Below are 24,686 nucleotides of genomic sequence, written 5' to 3'. Positions count from 1 at the left end.
AATGCATCCGCCCCGGTCGTGTGAGGCGGCCGGGGTCAGCCGCCGGACTCGTCGGTCTCGGCGCCCTCCGGGACCGTCTCGTCGTCGCGGCTGTCGAGCCAGCCGTGCGGCAGCGACACCTTGCCCGGGGCGTTGACCCGGCCCCGGGGCTGGCCCAGCGCCTCGACCGGGAACGGCAGGGCCGGGTCGAGCCTGGCGAGCAGGTCGTCCAGCTCGGCCAGCGACGAGATCATCGCCAGGCTGCGGCGCAGCTCACTGCCGACCGGGAAGCCCTTCAGGTACCACGCCACGTGCTTGCGGAAGTCGGCGCAGCCGTGCCGCTCGTCCTCCAGAGCCTCGACCAGCAGCTGCGCATGCCTAGCGATGATCTTGGAAACCTCGCCCAGGGTCGGCAGCACCGGCCGGTAATCGGCGCCCTGCGTGAAGGCCGCCTCCAGGTCGGCGAAGAGCCACGGCCGGCCCAGGCAGCCACGGCCCACCACGACCCCGTCGCAGCCGGTGTGCTCGACCATGCGCAGCGCGTCCGACCCCTCCCAGATGTCGCCGTTGCCGAGCACCGGCACGTCCAGCGCCTGCTTCAGGGTGGCGATCGCGTCCCAGTCGGCCTGCCCCGAGTAGCGCTGCTCGGCGGTGCGCGCATGCAGGGCGACCGCGGTCACCCCGGCCTCCTGCGCGGCGAGACCGGCCTCCACGTACGTCAGATGGTCGTCGTCGATGCCCTTGCGCATCTTGATAGTCAACGGGATGCCGAAGGGCTTCGCCGCCGCCACCGCCTGGCTCACGATCCGCCCGAACAGGCGGCGCCGCCACGGCAGTGCCGAACCACCGCCACGACGGGTCACCTTGGGGACCGGGCAGCCGAAGTTGAGGTCGATGTGATCGGCCAGGTCGTCCTCGCCGATCATCCGCACCGCGGCGGCCGTCACGTCCGGGTCCACCCCATAGAGCTGCAGGCTGCGGAAACCCTCGTCCTCCGCGAACGTGATCATCTTGAGCGTCTTGGGGATCCGCTCCACCAGCGCGCGCGTCGTGATCATCTCGCAGACGTAGACGCCGCCGCCCTGCTCCCGGCAGAGCCGCCGGAACGCCACATTGGTGATCCCGGCCATCGGCGCGAGCACGACGGGCGGATTAACGGCATGGTCGCCGAACATGAGCGGTGCAGTCACGCGCACTAGCGTGACACGCCCAGCCCGGCGACCCCGAATCGCCCGTTCCCTACCGCCCGCGGTCCTGCTCGATCAACGTGTCGAGCATCCCGATGATCTGCTCCATACCGTTCTTCAAGCCATGAACGTCGAGGGTGAGCCGCGCGAGGACTCCCGCAGTGTCCTTGTGCATCGCGGTGTGCCGGTTGAGGATCGCGGTGTGCGTGTTGAGGATCGCGGTGTGCTCGGACTGCGTCTTCGCGACGGCCTGGATGAGCGCCTGTTGGACACGGAGCTTTTCGCCGAAGTCGGATTGATCGCTGTCTTGACTGGCGCGGAGCCCCTCCTGCTCTTCCATGCGGACCTCCAAACGGGTGACACGCTCTTCCAGGGTGGGCAACAGGGGCCTCCAGGGGTGAAGGATAGCCGGTCAGGGTCACCGGCGCGGCGCTTTGATCTAGCCCCATAACTATAGTCCTCAACCTAGTAGGGACGCGACACCTGAACGGGTGCAGATCCCACGGTTTTCTGACAGAGTCGGTGGGGTGAGTGACGAGCAGAGCCCGCGGCGGCTGATCGCCGTCTTCGAGTCCCCGGTGTCGGAGATGCTGTTCCGGTTCGGGGTGGAGCTCGGCTTCCGGACCGCCCTGGTCGAGCCCGATCCGACCCGTCTGGCCGGGACGCCACGGCCCCGCGGCGACACCTTCGTGGCCGATCTGATCGCGGCCGCCCCGGACGAGCACACCGACATCCTGCTGACCGACCATCACCGGCCGGAGATCGGCGCCCTGCTCAAGGAGGCGCTCGGCGGGCGGTCACGATGGATCGGCATCCTCGGCAACCCGCGCGCCGAGGGGCCGCACGTGGCGGCGCTGCGTGAGCTGGGCGTTCCGGAGGACGAGATCGGGCGGGTGCGTCGTCCGGTGGGATTGAACATCGGTAGCCGTACCCCACCGGAGATCGCCGTGGCGGTGCTGGCCGGGCTCATCGCCGACCGCAACCACCGCCCCGGCGGTTTCGTGTTCTGACCCGGCGTCAGGGCAGCCGGGCGGTGACCGCCTGCAGGAGCCTCTCCCGCACGACGAGGTGCCAGACCTTGGCGTTGGAGAAGCCCTTGCGGCGGCCCTCGAAGTAGAAGCCGTCCCGAAGTGTCGGCGCCCGGCCGCGCAACTCGCCCGCGACTCCGTTCTTCAGGAACGTCCACGAGTTACCCTCGTCGGTGCAGGCGTCCAGCCCCGCCGCCGCGACGAGCTCCGCCGGGCAGGCCGTCCGCTTGTCGCCGGCGACCAGGGCGACGTTCTCGTCATAGGTCTTGCGGGCCAGCTCCGGCGTTCCGGCCACCCAAACGGTGAGCTGGATCCGCCCGGGAAGCCTGCCCGAACCGACCGGTTTCGCCTCGGCGAAGTCGACGCCGATCTGGCACTCCGCGTCACCGGGGAGCACCTGCTCCTTCTCGGCGATGGCGCCGGTGGGCGCGAGCCGGTCGATCACCATGGTGGTGGCGGTGGGCAGCACCTCGCGGACGCTCGACTCGGGGAGCAGGTCGCAGGCGGCCGGCCAGGAGGAGAGCGGCAGCAGCCCGGACCGGTCCGGCGCGGCCAGCGTGACCGGTGTCAGGGGCCGGGCCTCACCCAGCGGAATCCGCGGTTTCTCCTCGGCGGCGCAGGCCCCGGTGAGGGCTGCCACGCTCACCACCGTCAGTGCGATAGCTCCCCGTCGTGCCATGATCGGGGAGCATAGGCCCTCGTGTAAACCGCCGGGCGCCCGCGCGGGCCACCCGGCGGCTCGTGTCACGTCGGTCAGCAGCCGGGCAGCCGCTTGATCAGGTAATCCTCGATCTGGTCGAGGGAGACCCGCTCCTGCTTCATGGTGTCACGGTCGCGGACGGTCACCGCGTTGTCGGTGAGGGTGTCGAAGTCCACAGTGACGCAGAAGGGCGTGCCGATCTCGTCCTGGCGGCGGTAACGGCGACCGATCGCCTGCGAGTCGTCGAACTCGACGATCCAGCGCTTGCGCAGGTTCGCCGACAGCTCCTTGGCCTTCGGCGACAGCTCCGGGTTGCGCGAGAGCGGCAGGACGGCGACCTTGACCGGCGCGAGGCGGGGGTCGAACCGCATGACCGTGCGCTTGTCGACGCCACCCTTGGTGTTGGGGGCCTCGTCCTCGTCGTACGCCTCGAGCAGGAACGCCAGCACCGCGCGGGTGAGACCGGCCGCCGGCTCGATGACGTAGGGCACCCAGCGCTCGCCCTTCTCCTGGTCGAAGAAGGACAGGTCCACACCGGAGTGCTTCGAGTGCGTGGTCAGGTCGAAGTCGGTGCGGTTGGCGACGCCCTCGAGCTCGGCGAACTCGGTCCCGCCGAACTGGAAGCGGTACTCGATGTCGACGGTCCGCTTCGAGTAGTGCGAGAGCTTCTCCTGCGGGTGCTCGTAGAACCGCAGGTTGCTCTCCGACAGGCCCAGATCGCGGTACCAGTTCCAGCGCTCCTGCAGCCAGTACTCGTGCCATTCCTCGTCGGCGCCCGGCGGGACGAAGAACTCCATCTCCATCTGCTCGAACTCACGCGTACGGAAGATGAAGTTGCCCGGGGTGATCTCGTTGCGGAAGCTCTTGCCGACCTGCGCGATGCCGAACGGCGGCTTCTTACGGGCCGCCGTGGCCACGTTGTTGTAGTTGACGAAGATGCCCTGGGCGGTCTCCGGGCGCAGGTAGTGCAGGCCGTCGGCGCTCTCGGTCGGGCCGAGGTAGGTCTTCATCAGGCCGTTGAACATCTTCGGCTCGGTGAAGGTGCCCTTGTTGCCGCAGTTCGGGCAGTTCAGCTCCTGCAGCGACTCCGGCAGCTTGCCGTGCCTGGCCTCGAACGCCTCCTCCAGGTGGTCGGCCCGGAAGCGCTTGTGGCAGGACTGGCACTCGGTCAGCGGGTCGACGAACGCGTCGAGGTGACCGGAGGCGGCCCACACGTCACGGGACAGGATGACCGCCGAGTCCAGGCCGACGATGTCGTCACGCTGCTGGACCATGGTCCGCCACCACTGCCGGCGGACGTTCTCCTTCAGCTCCACGCCGAGCGGACCGTAGTCCCAGGCCGAACGGGTTCCTCCGTAGATCTCACTGGAGGGGAAGACGAAGCCCCGGCGCTTGGCCAGGCTGACGACGCTGTCGATACGGTCGGCAGGCATGTGCGGGTCTCCTCCTACGCCGGCTGGGTGTCGGCGGGGAAATCAAGAGTTACAGGACGAAAAGCGAGGTTACTCCCCGAGGTCGCAGACCTCGAATTTGCCCGTCGACCTGTTCTGTGCCAGGTCGGCCCGCAACCGCGTCGTGCCGCCGTCGGAATAGAGGAGATCCACCGGGACCGTCAACCGCACCCCCATCGACAGGTCACCCACGCGGTACGACTCGAACGGCTCCGTGTCGGTCATCCGGGCGGTGAAGTCGGCGAGCGACTCGGCGTCCTGTGCCTGCTGGCAGAGCTGCCCGTAGGCGCCGTCGAAGTCACGCTCGCGCAGATCGTCGAGGTAGTGGCTCACCACCACCTCGGCCTGCTCGTCGAGCGCGCTGGTGACGGACGTGGCCAGCCCCACGCCGGCGATCGCGCCGACACCGCAGACCAGCGCGACGATCCCGGCGACGATGCCCACGCTCGTCCCGATCCGCTTGCCGCGTCCCTCTACCGGGGGAGCCGGGAACGGCGGGTGCACACCCGGGCCAGGCGGCGGCGGGGGCGGAGGAAGACTCATGTCTTTCAGCCTAGTGTTCAACGCCAGGGATCGGCGGCCCGGTCGCTCGCCGTCACCACCACGTCGGCGCCCGGCTCGGCGGCGGCCAGCGTCTCGAACGCCGACGGCTCGTCGAGGGAGAGCGCGAGCACCGGGGTGGCGTGCACCTTGACGTCGAAGGCGCCGAGCGCGCGCCGGTAGGCTCCGACCGAGTCCCACTCGGTGACCAGGATCCAGCCGGTCGGGTCCTCGATGGCCCGGGTGAGCCGGCCGGAACGGTATCCGGGGGTGCGGGCCAGAGCGGCGAGCGCGGCGTGTGCCTGATCCCGGAAGCCGTCCTGCGTTTCCGTGGGCACCGTGAAGCGGTTGAGCACCAGCATGTGACGAGGGTACGCACACGCGACAGGAGCGACAGGTGACGCGCACGATCCTGCACCGGCTGGCCCGGGTGAATCCGACCGCGGCGTTCGCCGGGGCACTGGCTCTGCTGCTGGCCGGCCTGTTCCTGCCAGGCATCGTGGGCGCCCTGCTGCTCGGCCTGCTGACCGCCGGCCTGGCCTCGCTGACGGCGACGACCTGGCCGGTGCAGTCCCCGGTGACGCGGGTGGTACGGGTGGTGCTGCTCACTCTCCTCGTGGTCGCCGCGGTGTCGAAGATCCTGTGAATGCATGCGGCTTTGACAATCATTGTCATTATCGACGACAGTTGCGGGCATGATGCGCCGCCTGCTCCCCGCTCTGCTCCTGCTGCCCGCCCTCACCGGCTGCGGAGGGGACTCCGCCGGCGCCGACGGCAAGCTCGCCGTCGTCACCGCCTTCTATCCCCTGCAGTTCGTCAGCGAGCGGGTCGGCGGGGAGGCGGTCAGCGTCTCCACCCTGACCAAGCCGGGCGCCGAGCCGCACGACGTCGAGCTGACCGCCCGCCAGGTCGGTGAGGTCGCCGACGCCAAGGTGATCGTCTACCTGGGCGGTTTCCAGCCCGCCGTGGACGACGCGGTCAAGCAGAACGGCGGCGACCGCGCGTTCGACGCCACCACCGCGGTCGAGACGATCAGCGCGCAGGAGGCGGACGACCACGCCGGGGAGGGCGACGCGCACGCCGAGGAGGAGCACGGCGGCACCGACCCGCACGTCTGGCTCGACCCGACCCGTCTCGCGGCCATCGCCGACAAGGTGGCCGAGCGCCTCGGCCGGGCCGAGCCGGCCCGCGCCGCCGACTTCACCGCGCGCGCCGCGACCCTGCGTGCCGAGCTGACCGCCCTGGACGGCGAGTTCAAGGCCGGTCTGGCCAACTGCGCCCGCCGCGAGCTGGTGACCAGCCACACCGCGTTCGGCTACCTGGCGAACCGCTACGACCTGGCCCAGATCGGCATCACCGGAATCGACCCGGAGGCCGAGCCGTCGCCGCAGCGCCTCGCCGCCGTGGCCGCCGAGGCCAAGGAGCACGGCACCACCACGATCTTCTTCGAGACGCTGGTCAGCCCCAAGGTGGCGGAGACGATCGCCAAGGAGGTCGGTGCGAAGACCGCGGTCCTGGACCCGATCGAGGGCCTCACCGACGAATCGGCAGACTACTTCTCGGTGATGCGCGCCAACCTGACCGCATTGAAACTGGGCCTGGAGTGTCAATGAGCGTTGTCGAGGTCGACCATCTCGCGGCCGGGTACGACGGCCGCGAAGTCCTTCGGGACGTGTCGTTGAGCGTGCCGGCCGGTGACGTCGTCGCGATCCTCGGTGCCAACGGCTCGGGCAAGTCCACGCTGATCCGGACGATCCTCGGGCTGGTCCCGTCGCGCCGGGGCGAGATCCGGCTGTTCGGGAGGCCGCAGCAGCGGTTCCGGCACTGGGAGCGGATCGGGTATGTGCCGCAGCGGCTGGGCGCCGGCAGCGGTGTGCCGGCCACGGTCGGCGAGGTCGTCGCGTCCGGGCTGCTGGCCCGGCGCGGCGTTTTCCGTTTCCCGGGCCGGACCGACAAGGCGGCGGTACGGGACGCGCTGACCGACGTCGGCCTGCTGGACCGGATCGGTGACCCGGTGGCGACCCTCTCCGGCGGTCAGCAGCAGCGCACCCTGATCGCCCGCGCGCTGGCCGGGCGACCGGACCTGCTGGTGCTGGACGAGCCGAACGCCGGGGTGGACGCGGCCAGCCAGGAGGCGTTCGCCTCGGCGCTGACCCGGTTCGCCGGTGACGGCGGGACGATCCTGCTGGTCCTGCACGAGCTCGGCCCGCTGCGGTCGCTGATCGGGCGGGCCGTGGTGGTGCATGACGGGCGGATCGCGTACGAGGGGACACCCCCCGAGCCGGCCGGGCATCACGCCGAGCCGGACCACGAGCACCTGCACCCGCACGCCGACGAGGTCAGGGCCGGCATCTGCGAGTGGGCACCGACCGAGGGAACGAAGGCGTACTGATGGAACTGCTCACGCAGCCGTTCATGCAGCGGGCCCTGGTCGCCGCGATGATCATCGGACTGGCCGCCCCGGCGCTCGGCATCTACCTGGTGCAGCGCCGTCTGTCGCTGATCGGCGACGGGATCGGGCACGTGGCGCTCACCGGCGTCGGGCTGGGCCTGCTCACCGGCAACGACCCGGTCTACACCGCGGTCGTCGTGTCGGCTCTCGGCGCGGTCGGTGTCGAGTTGATCCGCGAGCGCGGCCGCACCTCGGGCGATCTGGCCCTGGCCATGCTCTTCTACGGCGGGATCGCCGGTGGCGTGCTGCTGGTCGGCCTCTCCGACGGCAGCGGCAACAGCAGCCTCATGCAGTACCTTTTCGGCTCCCCGCTGACCACCTCGCCGACCGACCTGGTCGTGATCGGCGGGCTGGGCGCGGCAGTCCTGACCGCCATGCTGTTCTTCCGCCCGGCCCTGTTCGCGCTCTGCAACGACGAGGAGTATGCGAGGGTCAGCGGCCTGCCGGTGCGGACCCTCAACATCCTGCTCGCGGTGACGACCGCGGTGACGGTGACGATCGCCATGCGTACCGTCGGATTGCTGCTCGTCTCCGCGATGATGGTCGTCCCGGTCGCCGCCGCCCAGCAGGTGACCCGCGGTTTCGTCACCACGATGACGCTGGCCGTGGTGATCGGCGTGGGCGCCGCCGGCGGGGGCGTCGTCGTCTCGGCCGAGGCCGACACCGCCCCGGGCGCGACCACGGTGCTGCTGGCCCTGGCCGTCTTCGTGGCCACCGCGGTGTTCGCGGCGGTCCGTCACCGGCTGCGCCGGCCCGCGCCGCATCCGGTGGCGTCCGAGCCCCCGGATGTCGTGTTGCATGGCTGACACCGGCCTGCCTGTACCGTTGGCGCGACGATGACGACGACCACCGGTTACGAAGCGTACGAGTCGGCGGGGGCGCTGCTGCGTGCCCTCTCCGCGCCGATCCGTGTCGCCATCGTGGTCGAGCTGGGCGTGGGCGAGCGCTGTGTGCACGATCTCGTCGAGAAGCTGGGCGCCCCGCAGCCTCTGGTGTCGCAGCACCTGCGCGTGCTGCGCGGCGCCGGCGTGGTCCGTGGGGTGCGCCGGGGCCGGGAGATCGCATACTCCCTGGTGGACGAACACGTCGCCCACATCGTCGCCGACGCCGTGAGCCACGCCAGGGAGAGCCGACAGTGAACCCCGAGAGCCCGATCCGCAACACCAAGCAGCGCAGCGCGGTCAGCGCCGTCCTCGCCGAGACCGAGGGCTTCCACAGCGCACAGGACCTGCATGCGATGCTGCGTGACCGGGGCGAGCGGGTCGGGCTGACCACCGTCTACCGGACTCTGCAGGGGCTGGCCGACGCCGGCGAGATCGACGTCATGCGGCCGCCGGGCGGGGAGCACCTCTACCGCCGGTGCAGCCAGGGCCACCACCACCATCTGGTGTGCCGGTCGTGCGGGCGGACCGTCGAGGTGCTCGGCCCGGCCGTCGAGTCGTGGGCCGACCGGGTGGCCGGCGAGCACGGCTTCGTCGACGTCGCGCACACCTTGGAGATCTTCGGGACCTGCCCGGAGTGCGCCGCGAAAAGCTGAGTGCGACCCTTCGGGGGTGAAGCTCTATGCGGACCGCGTCCCCGTCGCCCTTCGCCAACTCGTGACCGACATCCTCGTCGTCATCTGGGTCTACCTGTCGATCAGGGTCGCCCTGTGGATTCACGACGTGGTGGAGAAGCTCGCCGTGCCCGGCCGGAAACTGGAGAGCGCCGGCAGCGGCATCGCCGACAACCTGGCTGACGCGGGCGGCAAGGTGGGCCGGGTCCCGCTGGTGGGCGACGAGCTCACCGCGCCGTTCACCGGGGCCGCCGACGCCGCCCGGTCGATCGCCGAGGCCGGTCAGCAGCAGCAGGAGTTCGTGGCGCAACTGGCGCTCATCCTGCCCGCGCTGGCCCTGTCGGCGCCGCTGGCCCTGGTGCTCTTCCTCTGGCTGCCGCTGCGGCTGCGCTGGGTCCGCCGGGCCGGTGTCGCCGCGGCCGTCCGCGACGACCCGGCCGGTCAGGACCTGCTGGCGCTGCGGGCACTGGCCTCCCAGCCGCTGACCGAGCTGGCGAAGCTGGGTCCGGACATCGCGCAGAGCTGGCGGGCCGGCGACTCGGACGCGGTCGCCGCCCTGGCCGGCCTGGAGCTGCGCCGGCTCGGCCTGAAACGGCGCTAGTCCTCTGTGGCGCTCGCACCGCTGGCTCGTCAACGCCGGGACAGCGGTGCGCGGCATACCCGACGAACGTCAGTCGGCGGCCGACTCCTCGTCGTCCTCGCCCCACTCACGGTGGGCGAACGGGAGGACCGCCCAGAAGGTGAGGAACCAGCCACCGGTGAGGATGGTCAGCGGGATCGCCCACTTCCAGTCGAGCAGGTAGTCGGTGATCAGCAGGACGCTCGCCGTCATCGCGATCAGCATGAAGGCCAGGCCGCCGGTGGCCATCTTGTGGGCGTACCGGACCAGCTCGGGTTTGCGGCCCTGCCGGAACAGCGCCCGGTGGAACGCGACCGGCGAGATGATCATCGCGGTGGCGAACGCCGCGCTGATCAGCGCGATGACGTAGGTGTCCTTCTGGAAGTCGGTGACGTTCGGGAAGCCGCTGCTGAACGGCAGGGTCAGCAGGAACGCGAAGAGGATCTGCACGCCGGTCTGTGCGACGCGCAGCTCCTGGAGCAGGTCCGCGAAGTTACGGTCCCATCGCTGCTTCTCAGTTTCTCGGGGGAGTGTGTATCGACCGCCATGCCGGGCCGAATTCCCCGAAGAGCCCCCTGATCAAACGCCGATCCGTGCCAGGACCGCGTCGGCCAGCTCACGCGGCGCCTGTTCCGGGACCCAATGGCTGACCCCGCGCATCGCCACCAGCTGGTAGTCGGCACGGACCCAGTCCCGGGTGCGCAGCGCCGCGGTCAGCCCGACCACCCCGTCCCGGTCGCTCCACACGTAGGTGGTCGGCACCGTGATCGGGCCGAGGCCCGCCACCTGTGAGGTGTCGAAGGCCCGGTACCAGTTGAGGCCGCCGGTGAGCCGGCCCGGCTCCCGCATCGCCGCCACGTACTGCTCCGCGCGCATGCCGATCGGCCGCAGCATCAGCCGCAGCGCGAGCGCGTGCTGGGCGAGCAGCAGCTTCTCGGCGAACGGACGGCGGAACACCTCGAAGTAGGCGAGCCGTGCCTTCTGGCTGGGCCGGACCCGGAGGGCGAGCATCAGGGCGCGCGGATGGGGCACGGAGATCGCGGTGAGGGTCCGCACCCGGTCCGGGTGGCGGGCGGCGAGCTGCCAGCCGACCTGCGCGCCCCAGTCGTGACCGACGACGTGCGCGCTGTCGATACCGAGCGAGTCGAGGACGGCGATCGCGTCGGCCGTCACCGAGCCCATGGTGTAGGCGGCGACGTCCGACGGCCGGGCGCCCGGCGAGCATCCACGCTGGTCCATCGCGTACGTCCGGAGTCCGGCCGCGTGCAGTCGGGGCAGGACCAGGTCGAACTCCCGGGAGTCCTGCGGAAAGCCGTGCAACAGCAGGACCGGTTGCCCGTCCTCCGGACCCCCCTCGTGAACGTCGAACGTCAGTCCCCGGGCTTTGACCTCGATCACGTCTTCCCCTCCCTGTGCCACGCCGCTACCAGGTGTTACGGTCATCGAAGCACATCCACCGAAGCTTGGCCGCGCGAGCGGGCAGGCTTCGATCCGACAGGGGAGCGCACAGCGCTGAGAGTGCGGGCGACCGCAGACCCTCGTACCTGATCTGGGTAATGCCAGCGCAGGAAGTTCGGTCTTCTCCAGCCGCGTCGTGCCCTGGGCGCCGTTGCCCGGGGATACACGGCGTGCGTCTCCTCCCGGTACCCACTGGGAGGCAGTTCATGAAATCCACCACCAACCGCTGGCGGACGATAGACATCGTCATCGCCTCCGTCATCGCCGTCGCGTTCGGCGTGATCTTCTGGGCCTGGAACACGGTCTGGTCGGTCACCGAGGGCGCGTTCGCCTTCTTCCCCCCGGCGCAGACCGTGATCTACGGCGTGTGGCTGATCCCGGCCGTGCTCGGCGGCCTGATCATCCGCAAGCCGGGCGCCGCGCTCTACACCGAGGCGGTGGCCGCGACCGTGTCGGCGCTGCTCGGCAGCCAGTGGGGCGCCCCGATCATCCTGCAGGGCCTGATCCAGGGGCTCGGCGCGGAGCTGGTCTTCGCGGCGGTGCTCTACCGCAACTTCAAGCTCCCGGTCGCGATCCTGGCCGGCGCCCTGACCGGCGTCGGCGCGGCGATCTACGACTTCGTCCGGTACACCGCCGGCACGGACCTCTGGTCGTACCGCATCCCGTACGCGTTGATCACCGTGGTCAGCGGCGCGATCGTGGCCGGGATCGGCTCGTGGGCACTGGTCCGGGCGCTCGCGCCGACGGGCGTGCTGGATCGGTTCGCAGCGGGCCGGGAACGGGCATCCGTCTGACGACATGAGTGACGTTCAGCTCCGTGGGTTCGGGTGGCGGCACGCCGGTCGCCGCGCCTGGGCGGTCCGCGGGCTGGATCTGGAGGTCCGGCACGGCGAGCGGGTGCTCCTGCTCGGTCCCTCGGGGGCCGGTAAGAGCACCCTGCTCGCCGCGCTCGCCGGACTGCTGCCGGAGGACTCCGGCGACTCCGAGGGCACGATCCGCATCGACGGGCTCGACCCGCGCAAGGCCCGTGAGCGCGTCGGCATCCTCTTCCAGGACCCGCAGACCCAGATCGTGATGGCCCGCAGCGGCGACGACGTGGCGTTCGGACCGGAGAACAGGGGCGTGCCGGCCGGTGAGATCTGGCCACGGGTGTCCGACGTGCTCGATCGCGTCGGCTTCCCGTACCCCATCAATCGCCCGACCTCGGCCCTCTCCGGCGGTGAGGCGCAACGCCTCGCCCTCGCCGGGGTCCTCGCCCTGCGGCCCGGACTACTGCTGCTCGACGAGCCGACCGCCAACCTGGACCCGCCGGGCGCCGCTCTCATCCGCGACGCGGTGGCCCGTGCCACCGGCCCGGAGACCACGCTGATCATCGTGGAGCACCGGGTCGCGGAGGCCCTTCCGCTCGTCGACCGGGTGGTGGTCCTGGAGCCGGGCGGCGGCGTCCGCGCCGACGGCGCGCCCGACGTGATCTTCGCCGCCTACGGCGACAGACTCGCTGCGGAGGGCGTCTGGGTGCCGGGTTTCCAAGCCGCACCGCTCAAGGCGACAACCCCATCGACCGCTCCGCTGGTACGGGCTACGCGTGCCGAAGTGAGCAGACGTCTCGGCCCCGTCACCATCGAAGCCGGCGGTGGCGAGGTCCTCGCCGTGACCGGGCCGAACGGCGCCGGCAAGTCGACTCTGGCACTGCTGCTGGGCGGGCTGCTCGCACCCACGGCCGGCCGGGTCGAGGCGTTCGGTGACAGGCTGCCACCGCACCGCTGGCGGGCCGCGACCCTGGCCGGCCGGATCGGGTCGGTCTTCCAGAACCCGGAGCACCAGTTCGTCACGTCCCGGGTCACCGACGAGCTCGCCCTCGGCCCGCGACGGCTGGGCCGCTCCCCCGCCGAGGTCGGCCGGATCGTCACCGAGCTGCTCGAACGCCTTCGCCTGGACCGTCTCGCCGACGCCAACCCGTACACCCTCTCCGGTGGGGAGGCGCGGCGCCTCAGCGTGGCCACGGCGCTGGCGACCGCGCCGCGGCTGCTCGTGCTCGACGAGCCGACCTTCGGCCAGGACCGGCGCACCTGGCGGGAGCTCGTCGACCTGCTCGCCGGCCTACGAGACGACGGGCACGGGATCATCGCCGTCACACATGACGACGCGTTCGTGCGTACCCTCGCGGACCGGGTCGTGCCCCTCGGCGTGCCGGAACCGGGCCCGCTGCCGCGGAGGTCGCGGCCGTGACCCTCTCGTTCGCGCCGGTCGCCGACCCGTCGGCGCCACTCGCCCGCCGCAACCCGGTCGCCAAGGTCGGCGCCGCGCTGTTCTTCTCCCTGCCGTTGATCGCCACGATCGACCCCTTCACCCCGGCCGTCGCGCTTGCCGTCGAGCTGATGACGCTGCCGTTCTTCGGGGTCCGGCTCGGTGTCCTCGCCCGGCGTGCCGCGCCACTGCTGCTCGCCGCCGTCGGCGTGCTGATCACCATGGTGCTGTTCGCCGCCGACCGTGGCGGGGAGCTGCTCTTCTCGCTCGGGCCGGTCGACGTCACCACCGGGGTGCTGTCCACCGCCGGCGCGCTGATCCTGCGCATCTTCGCGGTGGCGCTGCCCGGCATCGTGGTGTTCGCCACCACCGACCCGACCGACCTGGCCGACGCGCTGGTGCAGAACGCGAAGGCGCCGGCCCGGTTCGCGATCGGGGCGCTCGCCGCGTTCCGGCTGGTGCCGCTGCTCGGCGACGAATGGCGGTCACTCAGCCTGGCCCGCCGCGCCCGCGGGATCGACGCCGGCCGCAACCCGGTCGCCAAGCTGCGGCTCTTCGCGTCGACGGCGTTCGCGTTGCTGGTCGGGGCACTACGGCGCGGGGTGCGTCTGGCGGTGGCGATGGACGCGCGCGGCTTCGACGCCGAGACCCCCCGGACGTACGCCCGACGGCAGCACTTCACCCCCGCGGACACCGCGCTGCTCGTCCTGCCGCTCGTCGTCGCGCTGCTGATCCTCGCCGCGTCGGCGGCCCTGGGCTTCTTCCGCCCCGTCGTCTGAATACTCTTCGCTTTCAGGTAACTGTATTGACAGCGGGTGTTGTCCTGTTCGGACGAGGGTGTCCGCCATGGGTCACGGCCACGATCATCTTCACGACCACTCGCACTCCGCAGCAGCCGGAGGCGACCTCCCCGAGGCTCTCGATCTCTCGGTTCCCGCCGCGGAGCTCTCCCCGTCCGACGCGTCCCGCCGCCGCTTCCTGCTCGGCGCGGGCCTGCTCGGCGCCGGCGCCGCCGCCTCCGTGCTCGCCCAGCCGGGCGCAGCCGAGGCCGCCGGACTCCCGCACACGCACGACCCGGTGGGCGGCGGCACCGCCAAGGGCGGCTTCCGCTGGCTCGCCGGCGACCACCACATCCACACCCAGTACAGCTCGGACGCCCAGTACCGGGTGCTCGACCAGGCACAGAAGGGCCACGCCTACGGCCTAGACTGGCTCGTCATCACCGACCACGGCAGCGCCACCCACGCCAAGATCGGTGTGGACAAGGTCAATCCGGACATCGTCAAGACGCGCTCCGCGCTCAAGGGCCTGCTCACCTTCCAGGGTCTGGAGTGGAACATCCCGGCCGCCGAGCACGCCACCGTGTTCGTGCACCCGGGCAGGAACGAGGTCGAGGTCCTCAAGCAGTTCGAGAACGCGTACGACGGCTCGCTCCTGCCCTCGACCAACACCGCCGCCCAGAACGAGGCCATGGCCGTCGCCGGCATCCAGTTCCTCGGCGAGCAGGTCCGCAAGCGCAAGATCGACGGCGCGCTGTTCTTCGCCAACCACCCGGCCCGGCGCGGCATCGACTCCCCGCACGAGATCCGCAACTGGCGCGACGCCGACCCCACCGTCGCCGTCGGTTTCGAGGGCGCGCCCGGCCACCAGGCCGCCGGCATCCCCGCCCCCAACGGCCGCGGCGGCGCCCGTGGCTACTACGACAACAACCCGTCGGCCGCGTCGTTCGCCGGCTACCCGCTGGAGACCTACCGCACCTGGGGCGGCTTCGACTGGATGACCGCCACCGTCGGCGGCCTCTGGGACAGCCTCCTCGCCGAGGGCAAGGCGTGGTGGATCACCGTCAACTCGGACAGCCACGTCAACTACCTGGACCAGACCGACCGGGGCCCGGGCAGCGACTTCAACGCCAACGGCAAGTACAACGACCCCGTCTACACCGGCACGGTCAACACGCAGGCCGGCGACTTCTGGCCCGGCTACTACGGCCGGACCAACGTGGGCGCGTCGTCGTTCTCGTACAAGGCGGTCATGGACGGCCTGCGCGCCGGCCGGGTCTGGGTCGACCACGGTCGCCTCATCAAGAACCTCGACGCGCGCGTCCGCGTCACCGGCGACCGCCGCGACCACACCGGCACCCCGCTCGGCGGTGTCCTCCAGGTCAAGCGCGGTACCCGTACCGAGCTGGTCCTCGACATCGACCTGCAGGACCTGCCGAACTGGGCCGGCTTCGTGGCGGCCCTCAAGCGCGTCGACGTGATCGTCGGCACGGTCACCGGCCCGGTCACCGACAAGGACACGTTCACCACCCCGAACACCCGGGTGGTCAAGTCGTTCGAGGTGTCCCGGACCAGCGGGCGGGTGTCGTTCACCTACGACCTGGGCCGCCTGGACAAGCCGTTCTACCTGCGGGTCCGTGGCACCGACGGGAACCGCACCCAGCCCGGCCTGCTCGGCGCCCCGGTCGACCCGTACGGCCCGCAGCTCGACGTGATCGGCGCCGCCGACCCGTGGGCCGACCTGTGGTTCTACACCAACCCCATCTGGGTCCTGCCCCGATGACGCCACACCCGGCAACCGGAGCGCCGGCCGCTGACGCGGCCGGCGCCACCCGGCCCGTCCCGTCGCGTCCGTCCTTCCCGGACACCGCGGGTTCCGACGTGCCCGGTCGGCTCTCCCCGGACACCGCCGCGCCCGGGTCGTCCTCCGCCGACGCCACCCGGCCCGGGTCCTCGCCCGATGGGGTCGCGCGGATCGTCGGGGTCAGCCTGGGGCACGCCACGCTCGCCGAGGCCGACCACTGGATCCAGTCGCTCGTGCCGGCGCCCGTACTGGCCTGCACACACCTGGTCAGCGAGCCGTTTCCGCACGTCGCGATCAGTCTGCTCACCGCACGGGCCGTCGAGACGGCTCCCGGGCTCGCGGTGGCCGCCGCCCTGGCCGAGGCGGGAAGCTCCGGGCGGGCGGTCCGCTTCCCCGGCGTCGAACGCCTGACCGGTTCCCTCACCGTCAGCGAGATCCTGCAGCGCAGCTCGATCGCCCGGGTCGAGGTCCTCGGTAGCGGCCAGGCGCCCCCGGACACCGTCGTCGAGACCGGCGATTTCGTCCGCCCCCAGTTCCGCGACGGCGAACTGATCCTGGTCACGACCCCTGCCGCGGGCGGAACGCTGGTCCCCTTCGAGACCCGCACCCCCACCCCCTGCTGCGCCGACCACTGACCCGCACTCCCCGCGCCGCCCGGTAGCCGGGTTCGTCGCCCGCCACACGCGACGACCCGTCTACCGGCCCGCCTCGTCTCGCCCACACGGCCCACCACCGGCCGGCGACCCACACGGCATCCCCCTTCAGCCCACCGGCCGACAACCCCGCACGGCCGCCTTCAACCCGCCACCGGCCGATGAGCCCACACGGCACCCCTTCGGCCCGACACCAGCCCCCCCGGCCGGCTTCGGCCCGCCACCGGCCGGCGAGCCCGCGCGGTCGTCTTCGGCTGCCGGACCGGGGACTGGTCGACAGCACTGGGAGCCGGGTCGATGCCTCTTGCGCTTGGCGGGGCTCGTCGGGCGTACGGCTGAAGCTCGCTCTTCGGGATGGGGTGTGTGCGGTGACCGGGCCGCATCGCCGGGCCCATAGGGTTGTCGCATGTCTCGTCACCCCCTGCCGCAGCTTCTGGCGGAGTCGCGCAGTGGCGTGCTGGTGTTCAGCATCACGCCGCCGCGGCGCAGCGCCACCGAGGAGCGGATCAAGGAGATCGCCGAGGTCACTCTGGACCGGCTCACCGCGCTCGACCTCGACGGCCTGATCTTGTATGACATCGACGACGAATCCGACCGTAATCCGGACGATCGGCCGTTCCCCTATCTGCCGACGCTGGATCCCGGGCGTTACTACGCCGATCACCTGACCGGCTGGCGGCAGCCGGTGATCATCTACCGGTGCGTCGGTAAGTATTCCGAGGATGAGCTCCGCGACTGGATGTCCCGCGCCGACTCGCGGGTTCTGACCGTTTTCGTCGGCGCGTCGTCGGGCGGCAAGGAGGTCCGCACGGGGCTGCGCCGCGCCCAGGAGCTACGCGCCGAGGTGCGACCGGACCTGCTTCTCGGCGCCGTCGTGATCGGTGAGCGCCCCGACGAGCACCGGCGCATGCTGGCCAAGCAGGAGCGGGGCGCGTCGTTCTTCGTGAGCCAGGTCGTCTACCACGTCAACGAGACGAAAAACCTGCTCAGCGACTACTTCTACGAGTGCCGGGCCCGCGGCGCCGACCCCCGGACCGTGATCTTCACGCTGTCGTTGTGCGGGTCGCTCAAGACGCTGGAGTTCGTCCGCTGGCTGGGTGTGGACGTTCCGCGCTGGCTGGAGAACTCGATCCGGCACGCGGACGACCCGCTGGCCGAGTCGTACCGGCAGTGCGTGGCGATCGCCCGCGACCTGATCGACTTCTGCGAGCACCTGGGCCTGCCCTACGGTTTCAACGTCGAGAGCGTGTCGATCCGCAAGGCCGAGATCGAGGCCAGCACCGACCTCGCCGCCAAGGTGTCCCGGATGCTTCGCTACCGCCGCTGATCCATTTCGGCCAACTCGTCAGCGGTCAGCCGCAGGGCGCCGGCGGCGATGTTCTCCTCCAGGTGAGCGACGTCGCCGGTCCCCGGAATCGCCAGCACATGCGCGCCCTGTTGCAGCGTCCAGGCCAGCCGCACCTGATGCCCGGTGACCTGGTGTGATGCAGCGATCCGCCACTCCGCTCCCACCGTCCCCGCGTCCGGCGCCGTCTCGATGCCCCGAGCCCTCCCGGCGTCCCGGGCGGCCTCCACCTCGCGGTCTGTCCCGGCATCCCGCGCCGTCTGCGCTTCGCGGTCTGTCCCGGCGTCCCGCGCCGTCTGCGCTTCGCGCGCCGCTCTCGGTGCCGGCCCGTCCTCGCGGGTGGCTCCCGCGATGGTGAAGAACGGCACGAATGCGATCCCCTCCTCACCGCATTTCCGCAGCAGATCGAAATGGCGCCGAAGGTCCGGGGCGAACGCGTTCTGCACGCACACGACCGGCGCCACCCGCCGGGCCGCCTCGACGTGCTCCCACCGCACATTGGAGAGTCCGAGGTGGCGAATCAGCCCGTCGGTCCGCATGTCCTCAAGCGCCCCGAATCGCTCGGCGACCTCATCCGGTCCGACCGGCCTGACAATCCGCAGATTGACGAGGTCGAGCGCCTCCACACCGAGCCGGCGCAGGTTCTCCTCCACTTGACGGCGCAACTGCTCCGCAGTGACCGCCTCACCCCAACTACCATTCGGCAGGCGATCCGGTCCGACTTTCGTCGCGATGAAAAGCCCTTCCGGGTACGGCCGGAGCCCGTCCCGAATCAGTTCGGCCGCATACCGAACCTCCCCCGCTTCCCCGCCGAGAATTCCGCCCGGCGAGAAGTAAAAAGCCGCCGTGTCGATGTGATCGACCCCAAGCTCAACGGCCCGCCGCAACACCGCAACGGCACGTTCGCGATCGTTGCGAACGGTGAGCCGCATCGACCCGAACCCCATCCGATTGACGACCCGATCCCCGAGCCGCCACTGCCCCGCCACTGACGCATCGATTCGCTCCACTGCCACCCGGCGAACCTACGCAGCCACCTCCCGGAACGCACTCGCCCACACACCCGATACCGACAAACGCCGGACACTGATAGTTTTCAGACACGGGGATGAGAGTCAGTCAATCGTCCCCGGCTCCGTGATCCACCGCACCGGCTGACCTGTCACCCGGGCAACGGTGACGAAATCGCGGTCGTAGTGCAGGACGGTCATTCTGTTGGCTTCGGCCGTGGCCGCCACCAGCAGATCAACGGGACTCGCCGAGCGGTGCGCGCCGCGCTCCGTTAGAAGTTCTTGGACTTCGCGGGCGCGATCGACGATCGCATTCGGCATCAGCGCCCACCTGTATCGCTTGCGGATGGCCGCCTGAAGCTGATCCCGGTGCTCGACGGACTTGGCGGTGAAGTAGATCTCGAGTTCGGTGAGCGGGCACACCGCGAGGGTCCCAGCCGCGAACCATGGACGCCACGCGTCACGGAGCTCGGGGACTCGAGCGAGCCTCATGTAGGCGCTCGTATCGACGAGGTACTCGACAGTCATCGCCGATACGTCCGCTTGTCCAGAAACTCGTCGAAATCACCGGCCGCGCCCATCTTGCCGAGCTCCTCGAGAGCCTCCAACCTCCGGCGAACGGCGATGACCTCGCGTAACGCCGCGTTGACCGTGTCGTCAGCCGTCGTCGTGCCCAAGATCCGGGCAGCCTCCATCAATGCTTGGGCATCAATGCTCATCGAATCTTCAGCCATGATGACTCCCATAAGCTCACGCTCCTCAAAGAATAAGGGACTAGTCCCAAACAAACTTGGTATACGACCACCCTAGTCGTCTGCATTGATCGACTCAAGTGGGCCGGGCTGGGAGGATGGGGGCATGCTGGTTGCCTTTTCCGTGACACCGATCGGTGCGGGTGAGTCCGTGGGGGACGCCGTCGCCGAGGCGGTTCGGGTGGTTCGGGCCTCGGGCCTGCCGAACCGGACCGACGCCATGTTCACCACGATCGAGGGCGAGTGGGACGAGGTGATGGCCGTGGTCAAGCAGGCCGTCGACGCCGTCGCGCGGGTCTCGCCGCGGGTCAGTCTGTCGCTCAAGGCGGATGTCCGGCCGGGCGTCACCGGCGCGCTGACCGCCAAGGTCGAGCACATCGAGCGGGTGCTGGCCGAGTGAGGCGGCTGGTGATGTGGGACATCGACTACACGCTGCTGCGCGGCGGCGGCGTGACCACCAAGGCCTGGAAGGCGGCGTTCACCGACGTCACCGGCGTCGCGTGGCGGGACACGCCGAGCTTCGGGGGCCGCACCGACACGGACATCTGTAACGAGGTGTTCGCCGTGCACGGGGTGACCGACTGCACGCACGAGCGGTTCTTCGCCCGCTATGTGGAGGCGATCCACGAGGTCAAGCACGAGTTCGCGGTGCACGGCCATCTGATGCCGGGGGTCCGGGAGGTGCTGGCCCGCCTCGATGCCGACCCAGGGGTGGTGCAGACGCTGGTGACGGGCAACCACCCCGAGGTGGCCGCGATCAAGGTGGCGGCGTTCGGTCTGGAGGGTTCCTTCGACGCGGAGATCGGCGGTTACGGCACGGACGACAGCGTGCGGGCCACGCTGGTGCGCCGCTGCATGGAGCGGGCCCGCGCAAAGTACGGCGAGGACTTCGCCCCGGTGGTGATCGGCGACACGGAGCACGACGTGGCGGCGGCGCTGGCCAACGGCGCGCTGGCGGTGGCGGTCGCGACGGGCGCGCCCACAGCCGCCGACCTGACCGCCGCGGGCGCACACGTCGTCCTGCCGGATCTGAGCGACCTGGACGCCGCGATCACAGCCCTCACAACCTGAGCTCGGGCGGCGACCCGGTCCACCGGAGAGGCTCGGGCAGGTGCGAGAGGTCGTTGAAGACGATCACCCGGGTCCGCCCGCCGGGGAGATACCGGATCACGGTGAGCCCGGTGTTGGCCGGAATCACATCCCGCCACCGTGACTCCGGTGTCTCCAGCGCGTCCCGGACGAACCACGCCACCTGAAAGGCGTGCGTGATCACCAGCTCGTGCCGCTCGTCCTCGGAGGGGCCGGTGAACCGCTCGATCATCGCGGCGGATGCGGCCGGCTCCTCGGTCGGGAAGCGGTCGTCCAGCTCGTCGGCGACCCGCACCGGCACGCCCGGCAGGTGCGCCGACACGATCGCGGCGGTCCGCACCGCCCGGGGTAGCGGGCTGTGGCTGATCGCCGCGAGCGGGACGCCGCTCAGCCTCTCGCCGAGGAGCGCGGCCTGCTGCTCGCCGGCCGCACTGAGCCCGGTCTCGTCGCCGGTGGCCTCGGCGTGGCGGGCGATCCAGAGATGCCGGACACCACTCACGTGGGGCTGACCGGGTTGGGCAGCGCGCCACCGAAGCGCCGGTCCCTCTGGGCGAAGAGCTCACACGCATACCACAGGTGGCGGCGGTCGAAGTCGGGCCAGAGAGTGTCCAGGTAGACCATCTCCGCATACGCCGACTGCCAGAGCAGGAAGTTCGACGTACGTTGCTCGCCGGACGGCCGCAGGAACATGTCCACCTCGGGGATCTCCGGGTGGTAGAGGTATCTCGCGATGGTCTTCTCGTTGATCTTGTCGGCTTTGAGCTTGCCGGCCGCCACGTCCCGGGCGATGGCCGCGGCCGCGTCGGCGATCTCGGCCTGGCCGCCGTAGTTGACGCAGAACTGCAGCGTCAGCTTCGTGTTGTGCCGGCTCATCTCCTCGGCGGTCTGCAGCTCGGAGATGACGCTCTTCCACAGCCGGCCGGCCCGCCCGGACCAGACGACCCGCACACCGAGGTCGACGAGCTGGTCACGACGACGGCGGATGACGTCGCGGTTGAAGCCCATGAGGAAGCGCACCTCCTCGGGCGAGCGCTTCCAGTTCTCGGTGGAGAACGCGTACGCCGACAGGTACGGAATACCGATCTCGATGGCGCCCTCGATGGTGTCGAAGAGCGAGTGCTCCCCCTGCTCGTGTCCCTTGGTCCGGGACAGCCCGCGGTCCTTGGCCCAGCGGCCGTTGCCGTCCATGACGATCGCCACGTGTTTGGGCAGCGCCGCCGAGGGCAGCTTGGGCGGCCGTGCGCCGGAGATGTGCGGGGTGGGCGGACGCGGGCTCACGGTTTCAACTCCCGTCGATCGACAAGCGGGAGCGAGCGCAGCGCCCGCTCCATGTGCCATTGCAGGTGGGCGGCGACGAGCCCGCTGCACTCGCGGCGCACCGACGGCGCGGACGCGTCCGCCACCGCCCAGTCGCCGGAGGTGAGGGCGGACATCAGGCCGAGGGTGTCGGGGCTGGGGTGGGCGGAGCCGGGCGGCCGGCAGTCGGGGCAGACCGCGCCACCGGCCGGCACCGAGAACGCCGCGTGCTGCCCGACGGTGCCGCAGACCGCGCACTCGGTGATCGCCGGGGCCCAGCCGGCGAAGGCCATCGCGCGCAGCAGGTAGGCGTCGAGCACCAGACTGCCCGTGTGCTCACCGGCGGAGAGCGCCCGGAACGCTCCGAGAGTGAGCTGGAACAGGCGTAACGCCGGCTCACGCTCGACCGGGGTGAGCCGCTCGGCGGTCTCGCAGATCGCGCTGGCCGCGGTGTACCGCGGATAGTCGGTGAGGAAGCTCTTGCCGTAGAGCGTGACCGCCTCGACCTGGCTGACCGAGTGCAGCGCGCTGCCCAGGCCCTCGGGAGAGCCGGCGAGCTGCAGATCGATGTGGCCGAACGGCTCGAGCCGGGCGCCGAAGCGCGACGAGGTCCGCCGGACCCCGCGGGCGACCGCGCGGAGCCTGCCGTGACGGCGGGTCAGCAGGGTGACGATCCGGTCGCTCTCACCGAGTTTCTGCACACGCAGGACCACCGCGTCGTCGCGGTAGAGCTGGCGGCGGTATCCGGCGGGCACCACGCCATTCTGCCCCCTGCCTACGACAGACCCTGACCCGGATCTCAGGGTCGTCTCGGGGACGGGACCCGATGACCGGACCCCCGTGCCCGAATAGCGTCAGGGCATGACCCGCAGAGTTGCCCTGATCCTCGCCGCCGTCTCGGTCGGCGCCCTGGCCGGCTGTGACGGTGTGGTGGGCGCGCGGATGACGTTCGACGACACCGAGAAGACCAAGGTCACCGAGATCGTGCTGACCGGTGGTGTCAGCAACGTCACGGTGGACACCGATGCGTCGGCGACCGAGACCCGCATCCGGCGGGTGATCTACGGCGGCACCGCCCCGGGCGGCTCCTACCAGCTGGCCGGTGGGGTGCTCACGCTGGACGGCGACTGCGGCCGGGAGTGCCACGTCGACTTCGAGATCACCGCGCCACCCGGTGCGGCGGTGCGGGGCGAGTTGCGCTCCGGTGACGTGCTGCTACGCGGGACGGGCCCGGTGGACCTCAAACTGACGTCCGGCGACGTGATGGTGGAGAACGGGGCGGGCCCGGTGAAGGTGCGGGCGACCTCGGGCGACCTCAATGTGATCGGCGGCTCGGAGGTGAGTCTCGAGTCGCATTCCGGCGATCTCTCCGTTCTGGATGTGACCGGCCCGGTGACGGCCAAGGCCAACTCGGGCAACATCAACCTCAAGCTGACCGTGGCGGCGTCCGTCACCGCCTCGGTGGTCAGCGGTGACATCGACCTGATGGTGCCGGCCGGAGACTACCGGGTGCGCGCCGTCAGCGGCTCCGGCGATCGGGAGGTCTTCGGGGTCACCGACGATCCGACCTCCGACAAGGTTCTGGAGTTGCGGACCGGCAGCGGCGACCTGCGGGTCAACGGAGGCTGACGGCGGGTTCCGGCTCGCGCCTGACGGCCGGCGCCGGAGACACGGGGACGGGGACGGGGATCCGCCGGCCGGGCAGCAGCACCGGGGGCCGGCCGGCGGCCACGTCCTCGATCCAGCCGACGGCGGCGACCAGGGCGGCCAGCAGGGCGGTGACGACGACGAGCCGCCACGTGACGCCGACCCAGCCGACGATCGGCAGGCCGTGCTGCTCGCCGAGCCGGGTGACCGCCACGACCACCGGCACGTGCCACAGATAGATCGTGAGGGCGCGGGCGTTGAGCACGGTCAGGACCCGGTTCCCGTGGATGACCGGGCGCACGCAGCCGAGCACGACCAGGATGAACGCGGCCGACCAGAGGGCGTTGCCGAGCGGGATGTCGTTGAGGTCCCAGCCACGTGGGCTGGGGTGGGTGACGATCCAGGCGACGGCCGGGACGGCGACGGCCGCGGCGACGACTAGCAGTCTCCGCCGGCCTAGGCGTTCCAGGTGGCCGTCGTGGTGGGCGAAGCCGAGCAGCCACGCCCCGCCGTAGAGGGCGAGCCCCTGCGCCACCGGCGGGACGGCCAGCCCGGCCAGCGTGATCACGATCAGAGCGACGTACGGCGTGAGGATCGTGGCCAGCGGAAACCGGCGATAGACGGGCAGCACCAGCGGCGACAGCAGCACCATCCACAGGAAGTCGCGCAGATACCAGGTGTGGCTGAGGCCCTGGATCCACCAGCCGGTCGCCTCGGGAGTGTCGATCGGGAAGCCCCAGAGCAGCAGCATCGTGCTCCACGTCGAGGTGCCGGTGGCCAGCATGACGCCGACCGCGAGCGCGGCGAGCACCCACAGCGACGGCAGCAGGCGCCGGATCCGCCGCTCGACCGCCCACACCCCGAACCGGTCCAGCGAGGCCGCCATGAGCGACCCCGCCAATGCGAACATCACCGACATCGCGGGGAGAACCACGGTGAACGCGGCCCACCCCGTGATGTGGTAGATCACGACCCGGACGGTCGCCACGGCACGCAGCAGGTCCAGGTACCGATTACGCATGGACCAAGGTGTTACCCGCGCCGAGTCAACCTGTGCAAACTATGGTGAACTTCACCATAGTCGGAGAATGTCCA

At 70.7% G+C, this 24,686-nt stretch carries 32 protein-coding genes and 1 riboswitch; of the genes, 17 read left to right on the top strand and 15 right to left on the bottom strand.

What is annotated here, in order from left to right; all coding sequences use genetic code 11:
• Window positions 1–35: 35 nt before the first annotated feature.
• Both dusB and ACQPZW_RS06365 read right to left on the bottom strand, forming a co-directional pair.
• Window positions 36–1,154: a tRNA dihydrouridine synthase DusB gene (gene dusB / locus ACQPZW_RS06370; RefSeq protein ID WP_433797449.1), complete on the bottom strand. Its 1,119-nt coding sequence runs from the start codon at window positions 1,152–1,154 to the stop codon at window positions 36–38.
• A gap of 64 nt (window positions 1,155–1,218) precedes the next feature.
• Entirely contained in the window at window positions 1,219–1,506 is a 288-nt protein-coding gene (locus ACQPZW_RS06365) for a hypothetical protein (protein WP_433793894.1), read from the bottom strand.
• A 187-nt stretch (window positions 1,507–1,693) separates the two neighbouring features.
• On the opposite strand from ACQPZW_RS06365, the gene ACQPZW_RS06360 reads away from it, so the two are divergent.
• Complete coding sequence (locus ACQPZW_RS06360) at window positions 1,694–2,176, top strand: XdhC family protein (RefSeq protein ID WP_433793893.1); 483 nt, start codon at window positions 1,694–1,696, stop codon at window positions 2,174–2,176.
• A 7-nt stretch (window positions 2,177–2,183) separates the two neighbouring features.
• Here the strand turns inward: ACQPZW_RS06360 and ACQPZW_RS06355 are convergent, their stop codons facing one another.
• The 4 genes from ACQPZW_RS06355 to ACQPZW_RS06340 all read right to left on the bottom strand — a co-directional run bounded on the left by ACQPZW_RS06355 (window position 2,184) and on the right by ACQPZW_RS06340 (window position 5,247).
• Window positions 2,184–2,834 carry a hypothetical protein gene (locus tag ACQPZW_RS06355; protein ID WP_433793892.1) on the bottom strand — a complete coding sequence of 217 codons (651 nt, stop codon included), beginning with the start codon at window positions 2,832–2,834 and terminating at the stop codon, window positions 2,184–2,186.
• 113 nt (window positions 2,835–2,947) lie between these two features.
• Entirely contained in the window at window positions 2,948–4,327 is a 1,380-nt protein-coding gene (locus tag ACQPZW_RS06350) for a glycine--tRNA ligase (protein WP_433793891.1), read from the bottom strand.
• 69 nt (window positions 4,328–4,396) lie between these two features.
• Window positions 4,397–4,888, bottom strand: coding sequence for a hypothetical protein (locus ACQPZW_RS06345; protein WP_433793890.1), 492 nt, complete (start codon window positions 4,886–4,888; stop codon window positions 4,397–4,399).
• A gap of 17 nt (window positions 4,889–4,905) precedes the next feature.
• Complete coding sequence (locus tag ACQPZW_RS06340) at window positions 4,906–5,247, bottom strand: antibiotic biosynthesis monooxygenase family protein (protein WP_433793889.1); 342 nt, start codon at window positions 5,245–5,247, stop codon at window positions 4,906–4,908.
• Between the two features lie 35 nt (window positions 5,248–5,282).
• Here ACQPZW_RS06340 and ACQPZW_RS06335 point away from each other — a divergent pair, with 35 nt between their 5' ends.
• Genes ACQPZW_RS06335 through ACQPZW_RS06305 form a run of 7 tightly spaced genes read left to right on the top strand, consistent with a single transcriptional unit; the run spans window position 5,283 to window position 9,493 of the window.
• Window positions 5,283–5,531 (top strand): DUF6703 family protein, encoded by a 249-nt coding sequence (locus tag ACQPZW_RS06335; protein ID WP_433793888.1) that lies wholly within the window; start codon window positions 5,283–5,285, stop codon window positions 5,529–5,531.
• Window positions 5,532–5,580: 49 nt separating this feature from the next.
• The gene (locus tag ACQPZW_RS06330; protein ID WP_433793887.1) at window positions 5,581–6,498 is read left to right on the top strand and encodes a metal ABC transporter substrate-binding protein; all 918 of its coding nucleotides are present in this window, start codon (window positions 5,581–5,583) and stop codon (window positions 6,496–6,498) included.
• Window positions 6,495–7,277, top strand: a complete 783-nt coding sequence (locus tag ACQPZW_RS06325; RefSeq protein WP_433793886.1) for a metal ABC transporter ATP-binding protein — start codon at window positions 6,495–6,497, stop codon at window positions 7,275–7,277. The genes ACQPZW_RS06330 and ACQPZW_RS06325 overlap by 4 nt, the downstream gene beginning before the upstream one ends.
• Entirely contained in the window at window positions 7,277–8,143 is an 867-nt protein-coding gene (locus ACQPZW_RS06320) for a metal ABC transporter permease (RefSeq protein WP_433793885.1), read from the top strand. Before ACQPZW_RS06325 ends, ACQPZW_RS06320 begins: the two co-directional genes overlap by 1 nt.
• A gap of 30 nt (window positions 8,144–8,173) precedes the next feature.
• On the top strand, window positions 8,174–8,476 hold the full coding sequence (locus tag ACQPZW_RS06315) for an ArsR/SmtB family transcription factor (RefSeq protein WP_093621506.1): 303 nt from the start codon (window positions 8,174–8,176) through the stop codon (window positions 8,474–8,476).
• The gene (locus tag ACQPZW_RS06310; RefSeq protein ID WP_433793884.1) at window positions 8,473–8,874 is read left to right on the top strand and encodes a Fur family transcriptional regulator; all 402 of its coding nucleotides are present in this window, start codon (window positions 8,473–8,475) and stop codon (window positions 8,872–8,874) included. The genes ACQPZW_RS06315 and ACQPZW_RS06310 overlap by 4 nt, the downstream gene beginning before the upstream one ends.
• A gap of 16 nt (window positions 8,875–8,890) precedes the next feature.
• A complete protein-coding gene (locus ACQPZW_RS06305) occupies window positions 8,891–9,493 on the top strand; it encodes a hypothetical protein (RefSeq protein ID WP_433793883.1) in 603 nt (200 codons plus the stop codon).
• 69 nt (window positions 9,494–9,562) lie between these two features.
• Here ACQPZW_RS06305 and ACQPZW_RS06300 read toward each other — a convergent pair whose 3' ends face one another.
• Together ACQPZW_RS06300 and ACQPZW_RS06295 are read right to left on the bottom strand one after the other, a co-directional pair.
• Window positions 9,563–9,994: a DUF6328 family protein gene (locus ACQPZW_RS06300; protein ID WP_433797448.1), complete on the bottom strand. Its 432-nt coding sequence runs from the start codon at window positions 9,992–9,994 to the stop codon at window positions 9,563–9,565.
• A gap of 96 nt (window positions 9,995–10,090) precedes the next feature.
• Window positions 10,091–10,906 (bottom strand): alpha/beta fold hydrolase, encoded by an 816-nt coding sequence (locus tag ACQPZW_RS06295; RefSeq protein ID WP_433797447.1) that lies wholly within the window; start codon window positions 10,904–10,906, stop codon window positions 10,091–10,093.
• A gap of 91 nt (window positions 10,907–10,997) precedes the next feature.
• A riboswitch (TPP riboswitch) is annotated at window positions 10,998–11,100 on the top strand.
• A 75-nt stretch (window positions 11,101–11,175) separates the two neighbouring features.
• Between ACQPZW_RS06295 and ACQPZW_RS06290 the strand changes: the two genes are divergently transcribed.
• The 6 genes from ACQPZW_RS06290 to ACQPZW_RS06265 all read left to right on the top strand — a co-directional run bounded on the left by ACQPZW_RS06290 (window position 11,176) and on the right by ACQPZW_RS06265 (window position 17,779).
• Window positions 11,176–11,763: an ECF transporter S component gene (locus ACQPZW_RS06290; RefSeq protein ID WP_433793882.1), complete on the top strand. Its 588-nt coding sequence runs from the start codon at window positions 11,176–11,178 to the stop codon at window positions 11,761–11,763.
• 4 nt (window positions 11,764–11,767) lie between these two features.
• Window positions 11,768–13,198: an ABC transporter ATP-binding protein gene (locus ACQPZW_RS06285; protein ID WP_433793881.1), complete on the top strand. Its 1,431-nt coding sequence runs from the start codon at window positions 11,768–11,770 to the stop codon at window positions 13,196–13,198.
• Window positions 13,195–13,995: an energy-coupling factor transporter transmembrane component T family protein gene (locus tag ACQPZW_RS06280; RefSeq protein ID WP_433793880.1), complete on the top strand. Its 801-nt coding sequence runs from the start codon at window positions 13,195–13,197 to the stop codon at window positions 13,993–13,995. Before ACQPZW_RS06285 ends, ACQPZW_RS06280 begins: the two co-directional genes overlap by 4 nt.
• 67 nt (window positions 13,996–14,062) lie before the next feature.
• Window positions 14,063–15,778 carry a PHP domain-containing protein gene (locus ACQPZW_RS06275; protein ID WP_433793879.1) on the top strand — a complete coding sequence of 572 codons (1,716 nt, stop codon included), beginning with the start codon at window positions 14,063–14,065 and terminating at the stop codon, window positions 15,776–15,778.
• On the top strand, window positions 15,775–16,434 hold the full coding sequence (locus tag ACQPZW_RS06270; protein ID WP_433793878.1) for a hypothetical protein: 660 nt from the start codon (window positions 15,775–15,777) through the stop codon (window positions 16,432–16,434). The genes ACQPZW_RS06275 and ACQPZW_RS06270 overlap by 4 nt, the downstream gene beginning before the upstream one ends.
• Window positions 16,435–16,858: 424 nt before the next feature.
• A complete protein-coding gene (locus ACQPZW_RS06265; RefSeq protein ID WP_433793877.1) occupies window positions 16,859–17,779 on the top strand; it encodes a methylenetetrahydrofolate reductase in 921 nt (306 codons plus the stop codon).
• Here the strand turns inward: ACQPZW_RS06265 and ACQPZW_RS06260 are convergent.
• The 3 genes from ACQPZW_RS06260 to ACQPZW_RS06250 form a co-directional block, all read right to left on the bottom strand.
• Entirely contained in the window at window positions 17,767–18,813 is a 1,047-nt protein-coding gene (locus ACQPZW_RS06260) for an aldo/keto reductase (RefSeq protein ID WP_433793876.1), read from the bottom strand. The genes ACQPZW_RS06265 and ACQPZW_RS06260 overlap by 13 nt on opposite strands.
• 99 nt (window positions 18,814–18,912) lie before the next feature.
• Window positions 18,913–19,335: a PIN domain nuclease gene (locus ACQPZW_RS06255; protein ID WP_433793875.1), complete on the bottom strand. Its 423-nt coding sequence runs from the start codon at window positions 19,333–19,335 to the stop codon at window positions 18,913–18,915.
• Window positions 19,332–19,541, bottom strand: coding sequence for a type II toxin-antitoxin system VapB family antitoxin (locus tag ACQPZW_RS06250; protein ID WP_433793873.1), 210 nt, complete (start codon window positions 19,539–19,541; stop codon window positions 19,332–19,334). Before ACQPZW_RS06250 ends, ACQPZW_RS06255 begins: the two co-directional genes overlap by 4 nt.
• A gap of 124 nt (window positions 19,542–19,665) precedes the next feature.
• Between ACQPZW_RS06250 and ACQPZW_RS06245 the strand changes: the two genes are divergently transcribed.
• Both ACQPZW_RS06245 and ACQPZW_RS06240 read left to right on the top strand, forming a co-directional pair.
• The gene (locus ACQPZW_RS06245; protein ID WP_093621579.1) at window positions 19,666–19,959 is read left to right on the top strand and encodes an MTH1187 family thiamine-binding protein; all 294 of its coding nucleotides are present in this window, start codon (window positions 19,666–19,668) and stop codon (window positions 19,957–19,959) included.
• On the top strand, window positions 19,956–20,630 hold the full coding sequence (locus ACQPZW_RS06240) for an HAD family hydrolase (protein WP_433793872.1): 675 nt from the start codon (window positions 19,956–19,958) through the stop codon (window positions 20,628–20,630). The genes ACQPZW_RS06245 and ACQPZW_RS06240 overlap by 4 nt, the downstream gene beginning before the upstream one ends.
• Here the strand turns inward: ACQPZW_RS06240 and ACQPZW_RS06235 are convergent.
• Genes ACQPZW_RS06235 through recO form a run of 3 tightly spaced genes read right to left on the bottom strand, consistent with a single transcriptional unit; the run spans window position 20,620 to window position 22,699 of the window.
• Window positions 20,620–21,147, bottom strand: coding sequence for a histidine phosphatase family protein (locus ACQPZW_RS06235; RefSeq protein ID WP_433793871.1), 528 nt, complete (start codon window positions 21,145–21,147; stop codon window positions 20,620–20,622). The genes ACQPZW_RS06240 and ACQPZW_RS06235 overlap by 11 nt on opposite strands.
• Entirely contained in the window at window positions 21,144–21,926 is a 783-nt protein-coding gene (locus tag ACQPZW_RS06230; RefSeq protein ID WP_433793870.1) for an isoprenyl transferase, read from the bottom strand. The genes ACQPZW_RS06235 and ACQPZW_RS06230 overlap by 4 nt, the downstream gene beginning before the upstream one ends.
• Entirely contained in the window at window positions 21,923–22,699 is a 777-nt protein-coding gene (gene recO, locus ACQPZW_RS06225) for a DNA repair protein RecO (protein WP_433793869.1), read from the bottom strand. The genes ACQPZW_RS06230 and recO overlap by 4 nt, the downstream gene beginning before the upstream one ends.
• A 106-nt stretch (window positions 22,700–22,805) precedes the next feature.
• Between recO and ACQPZW_RS06220 the strand changes: the two genes are divergently transcribed.
• On the top strand, window positions 22,806–23,573 hold the full coding sequence (locus ACQPZW_RS06220) for a DUF4097 family beta strand repeat-containing protein (protein WP_433793868.1): 768 nt from the start codon (window positions 22,806–22,808) through the stop codon (window positions 23,571–23,573).
• Here ACQPZW_RS06220 and ACQPZW_RS06215 read toward each other — a convergent pair.
• Window positions 23,560–24,612, bottom strand: coding sequence for an acyltransferase family protein (locus tag ACQPZW_RS06215; protein ID WP_433793867.1), 1,053 nt, complete (start codon window positions 24,610–24,612; stop codon window positions 23,560–23,562). The two genes, ACQPZW_RS06220 and ACQPZW_RS06215, sit on opposite strands and share 14 nt — an antisense overlap.
• Between the last annotated feature and the right edge of the window lie 74 nt (window positions 24,613–24,686).

Origin of the sequence: Actinoplanes sp. CA-252034 (assembly GCF_050956125.1) — a bacterium.
Taxonomy (GTDB): Bacteria; Actinomycetota; Actinomycetes; order Mycobacteriales; family Micromonosporaceae; genus Actinoplanes.
This window is presented reverse-complemented; position numbering and strand designations above follow the sequence as displayed.

Coding starts and splice junctions, on each gene's coding strand:
- dusB (WP_433797449.1), bottom strand. CDS start 1,154: ATGTTCGGCGACCATGCCGTTAATCCGCCCGTCGTGCTCGCGCCGATG.
- ACQPZW_RS06365 (WP_433793894.1), bottom strand. CDS start 1,506: ATGGAAGAGCAGGAGGGGCTCCGCGCCAGTCAAGACAGCGATCAATCC.
- ACQPZW_RS06350 (WP_433793891.1), bottom strand. CDS start 4,327: ATGCCTGCCGACCGTATCGACAGCGTCGTCAGCCTGGCCAAGCGCCGG.
- ACQPZW_RS06345 (WP_433793890.1), bottom strand. CDS start 4,888: ATGAGTCTTCCTCCGCCCCCGCCGCCGCCTGGCCCGGGTGTGCACCCG.
- ACQPZW_RS06340 (WP_433793889.1), bottom strand. CDS start 5,247: ATGCTGGTGCTCAACCGCTTCACGGTGCCCACGGAAACGCAGGACGGC.
- ACQPZW_RS06330 (WP_433793887.1), top strand. CDS start 5,581: ATGATGCGCCGCCTGCTCCCCGCTCTGCTCCTGCTGCCCGCCCTCACC.
- ACQPZW_RS06325 (WP_433793886.1), top strand. CDS start 6,495: ATGAGCGTTGTCGAGGTCGACCATCTCGCGGCCGGGTACGACGGCCGC.
- ACQPZW_RS06320 (WP_433793885.1), top strand. CDS start 7,277: ATGGAACTGCTCACGCAGCCGTTCATGCAGCGGGCCCTGGTCGCCGCG.
- ACQPZW_RS06315 (WP_093621506.1), top strand. CDS start 8,174: ATGACGACGACCACCGGTTACGAAGCGTACGAGTCGGCGGGGGCGCTG.
- ACQPZW_RS06290 (WP_433793882.1), top strand. CDS start 11,176: ATGAAATCCACCACCAACCGCTGGCGGACGATAGACATCGTCATCGCC.
- ACQPZW_RS06285 (WP_433793881.1), top strand. CDS start 11,768: ATGAGTGACGTTCAGCTCCGTGGGTTCGGGTGGCGGCACGCCGGTCGC.
- ACQPZW_RS06275 (WP_433793879.1), top strand. CDS start 14,063: ATGGGTCACGGCCACGATCATCTTCACGACCACTCGCACTCCGCAGCA.
- ACQPZW_RS06270 (WP_433793878.1), top strand. CDS start 15,775: ATGACGCCACACCCGGCAACCGGAGCGCCGGCCGCTGACGCGGCCGGC.
- ACQPZW_RS06265 (WP_433793877.1), top strand. CDS start 16,859: ATGTCTCGTCACCCCCTGCCGCAGCTTCTGGCGGAGTCGCGCAGTGGC.
- ACQPZW_RS06255 (WP_433793875.1), bottom strand. CDS start 19,335: ATGACTGTCGAGTACCTCGTCGATACGAGCGCCTACATGAGGCTCGCT.
- ACQPZW_RS06250 (WP_433793873.1), bottom strand. CDS start 19,541: ATGGCTGAAGATTCGATGAGCATTGATGCCCAAGCATTGATGGAGGCT.
- ACQPZW_RS06245 (WP_093621579.1), top strand. CDS start 19,666: ATGCTGGTTGCCTTTTCCGTGACACCGATCGGTGCGGGTGAGTCCGTG.
- ACQPZW_RS06220 (WP_433793868.1), top strand. CDS start 22,806: ATGACCCGCAGAGTTGCCCTGATCCTCGCCGCCGTCTCGGTCGGCGCC.
- ACQPZW_RS06215 (WP_433793867.1), bottom strand. CDS start 24,612: ATGCGTAATCGGTACCTGGACCTGCTGCGTGCCGTGGCGACCGTCCGG.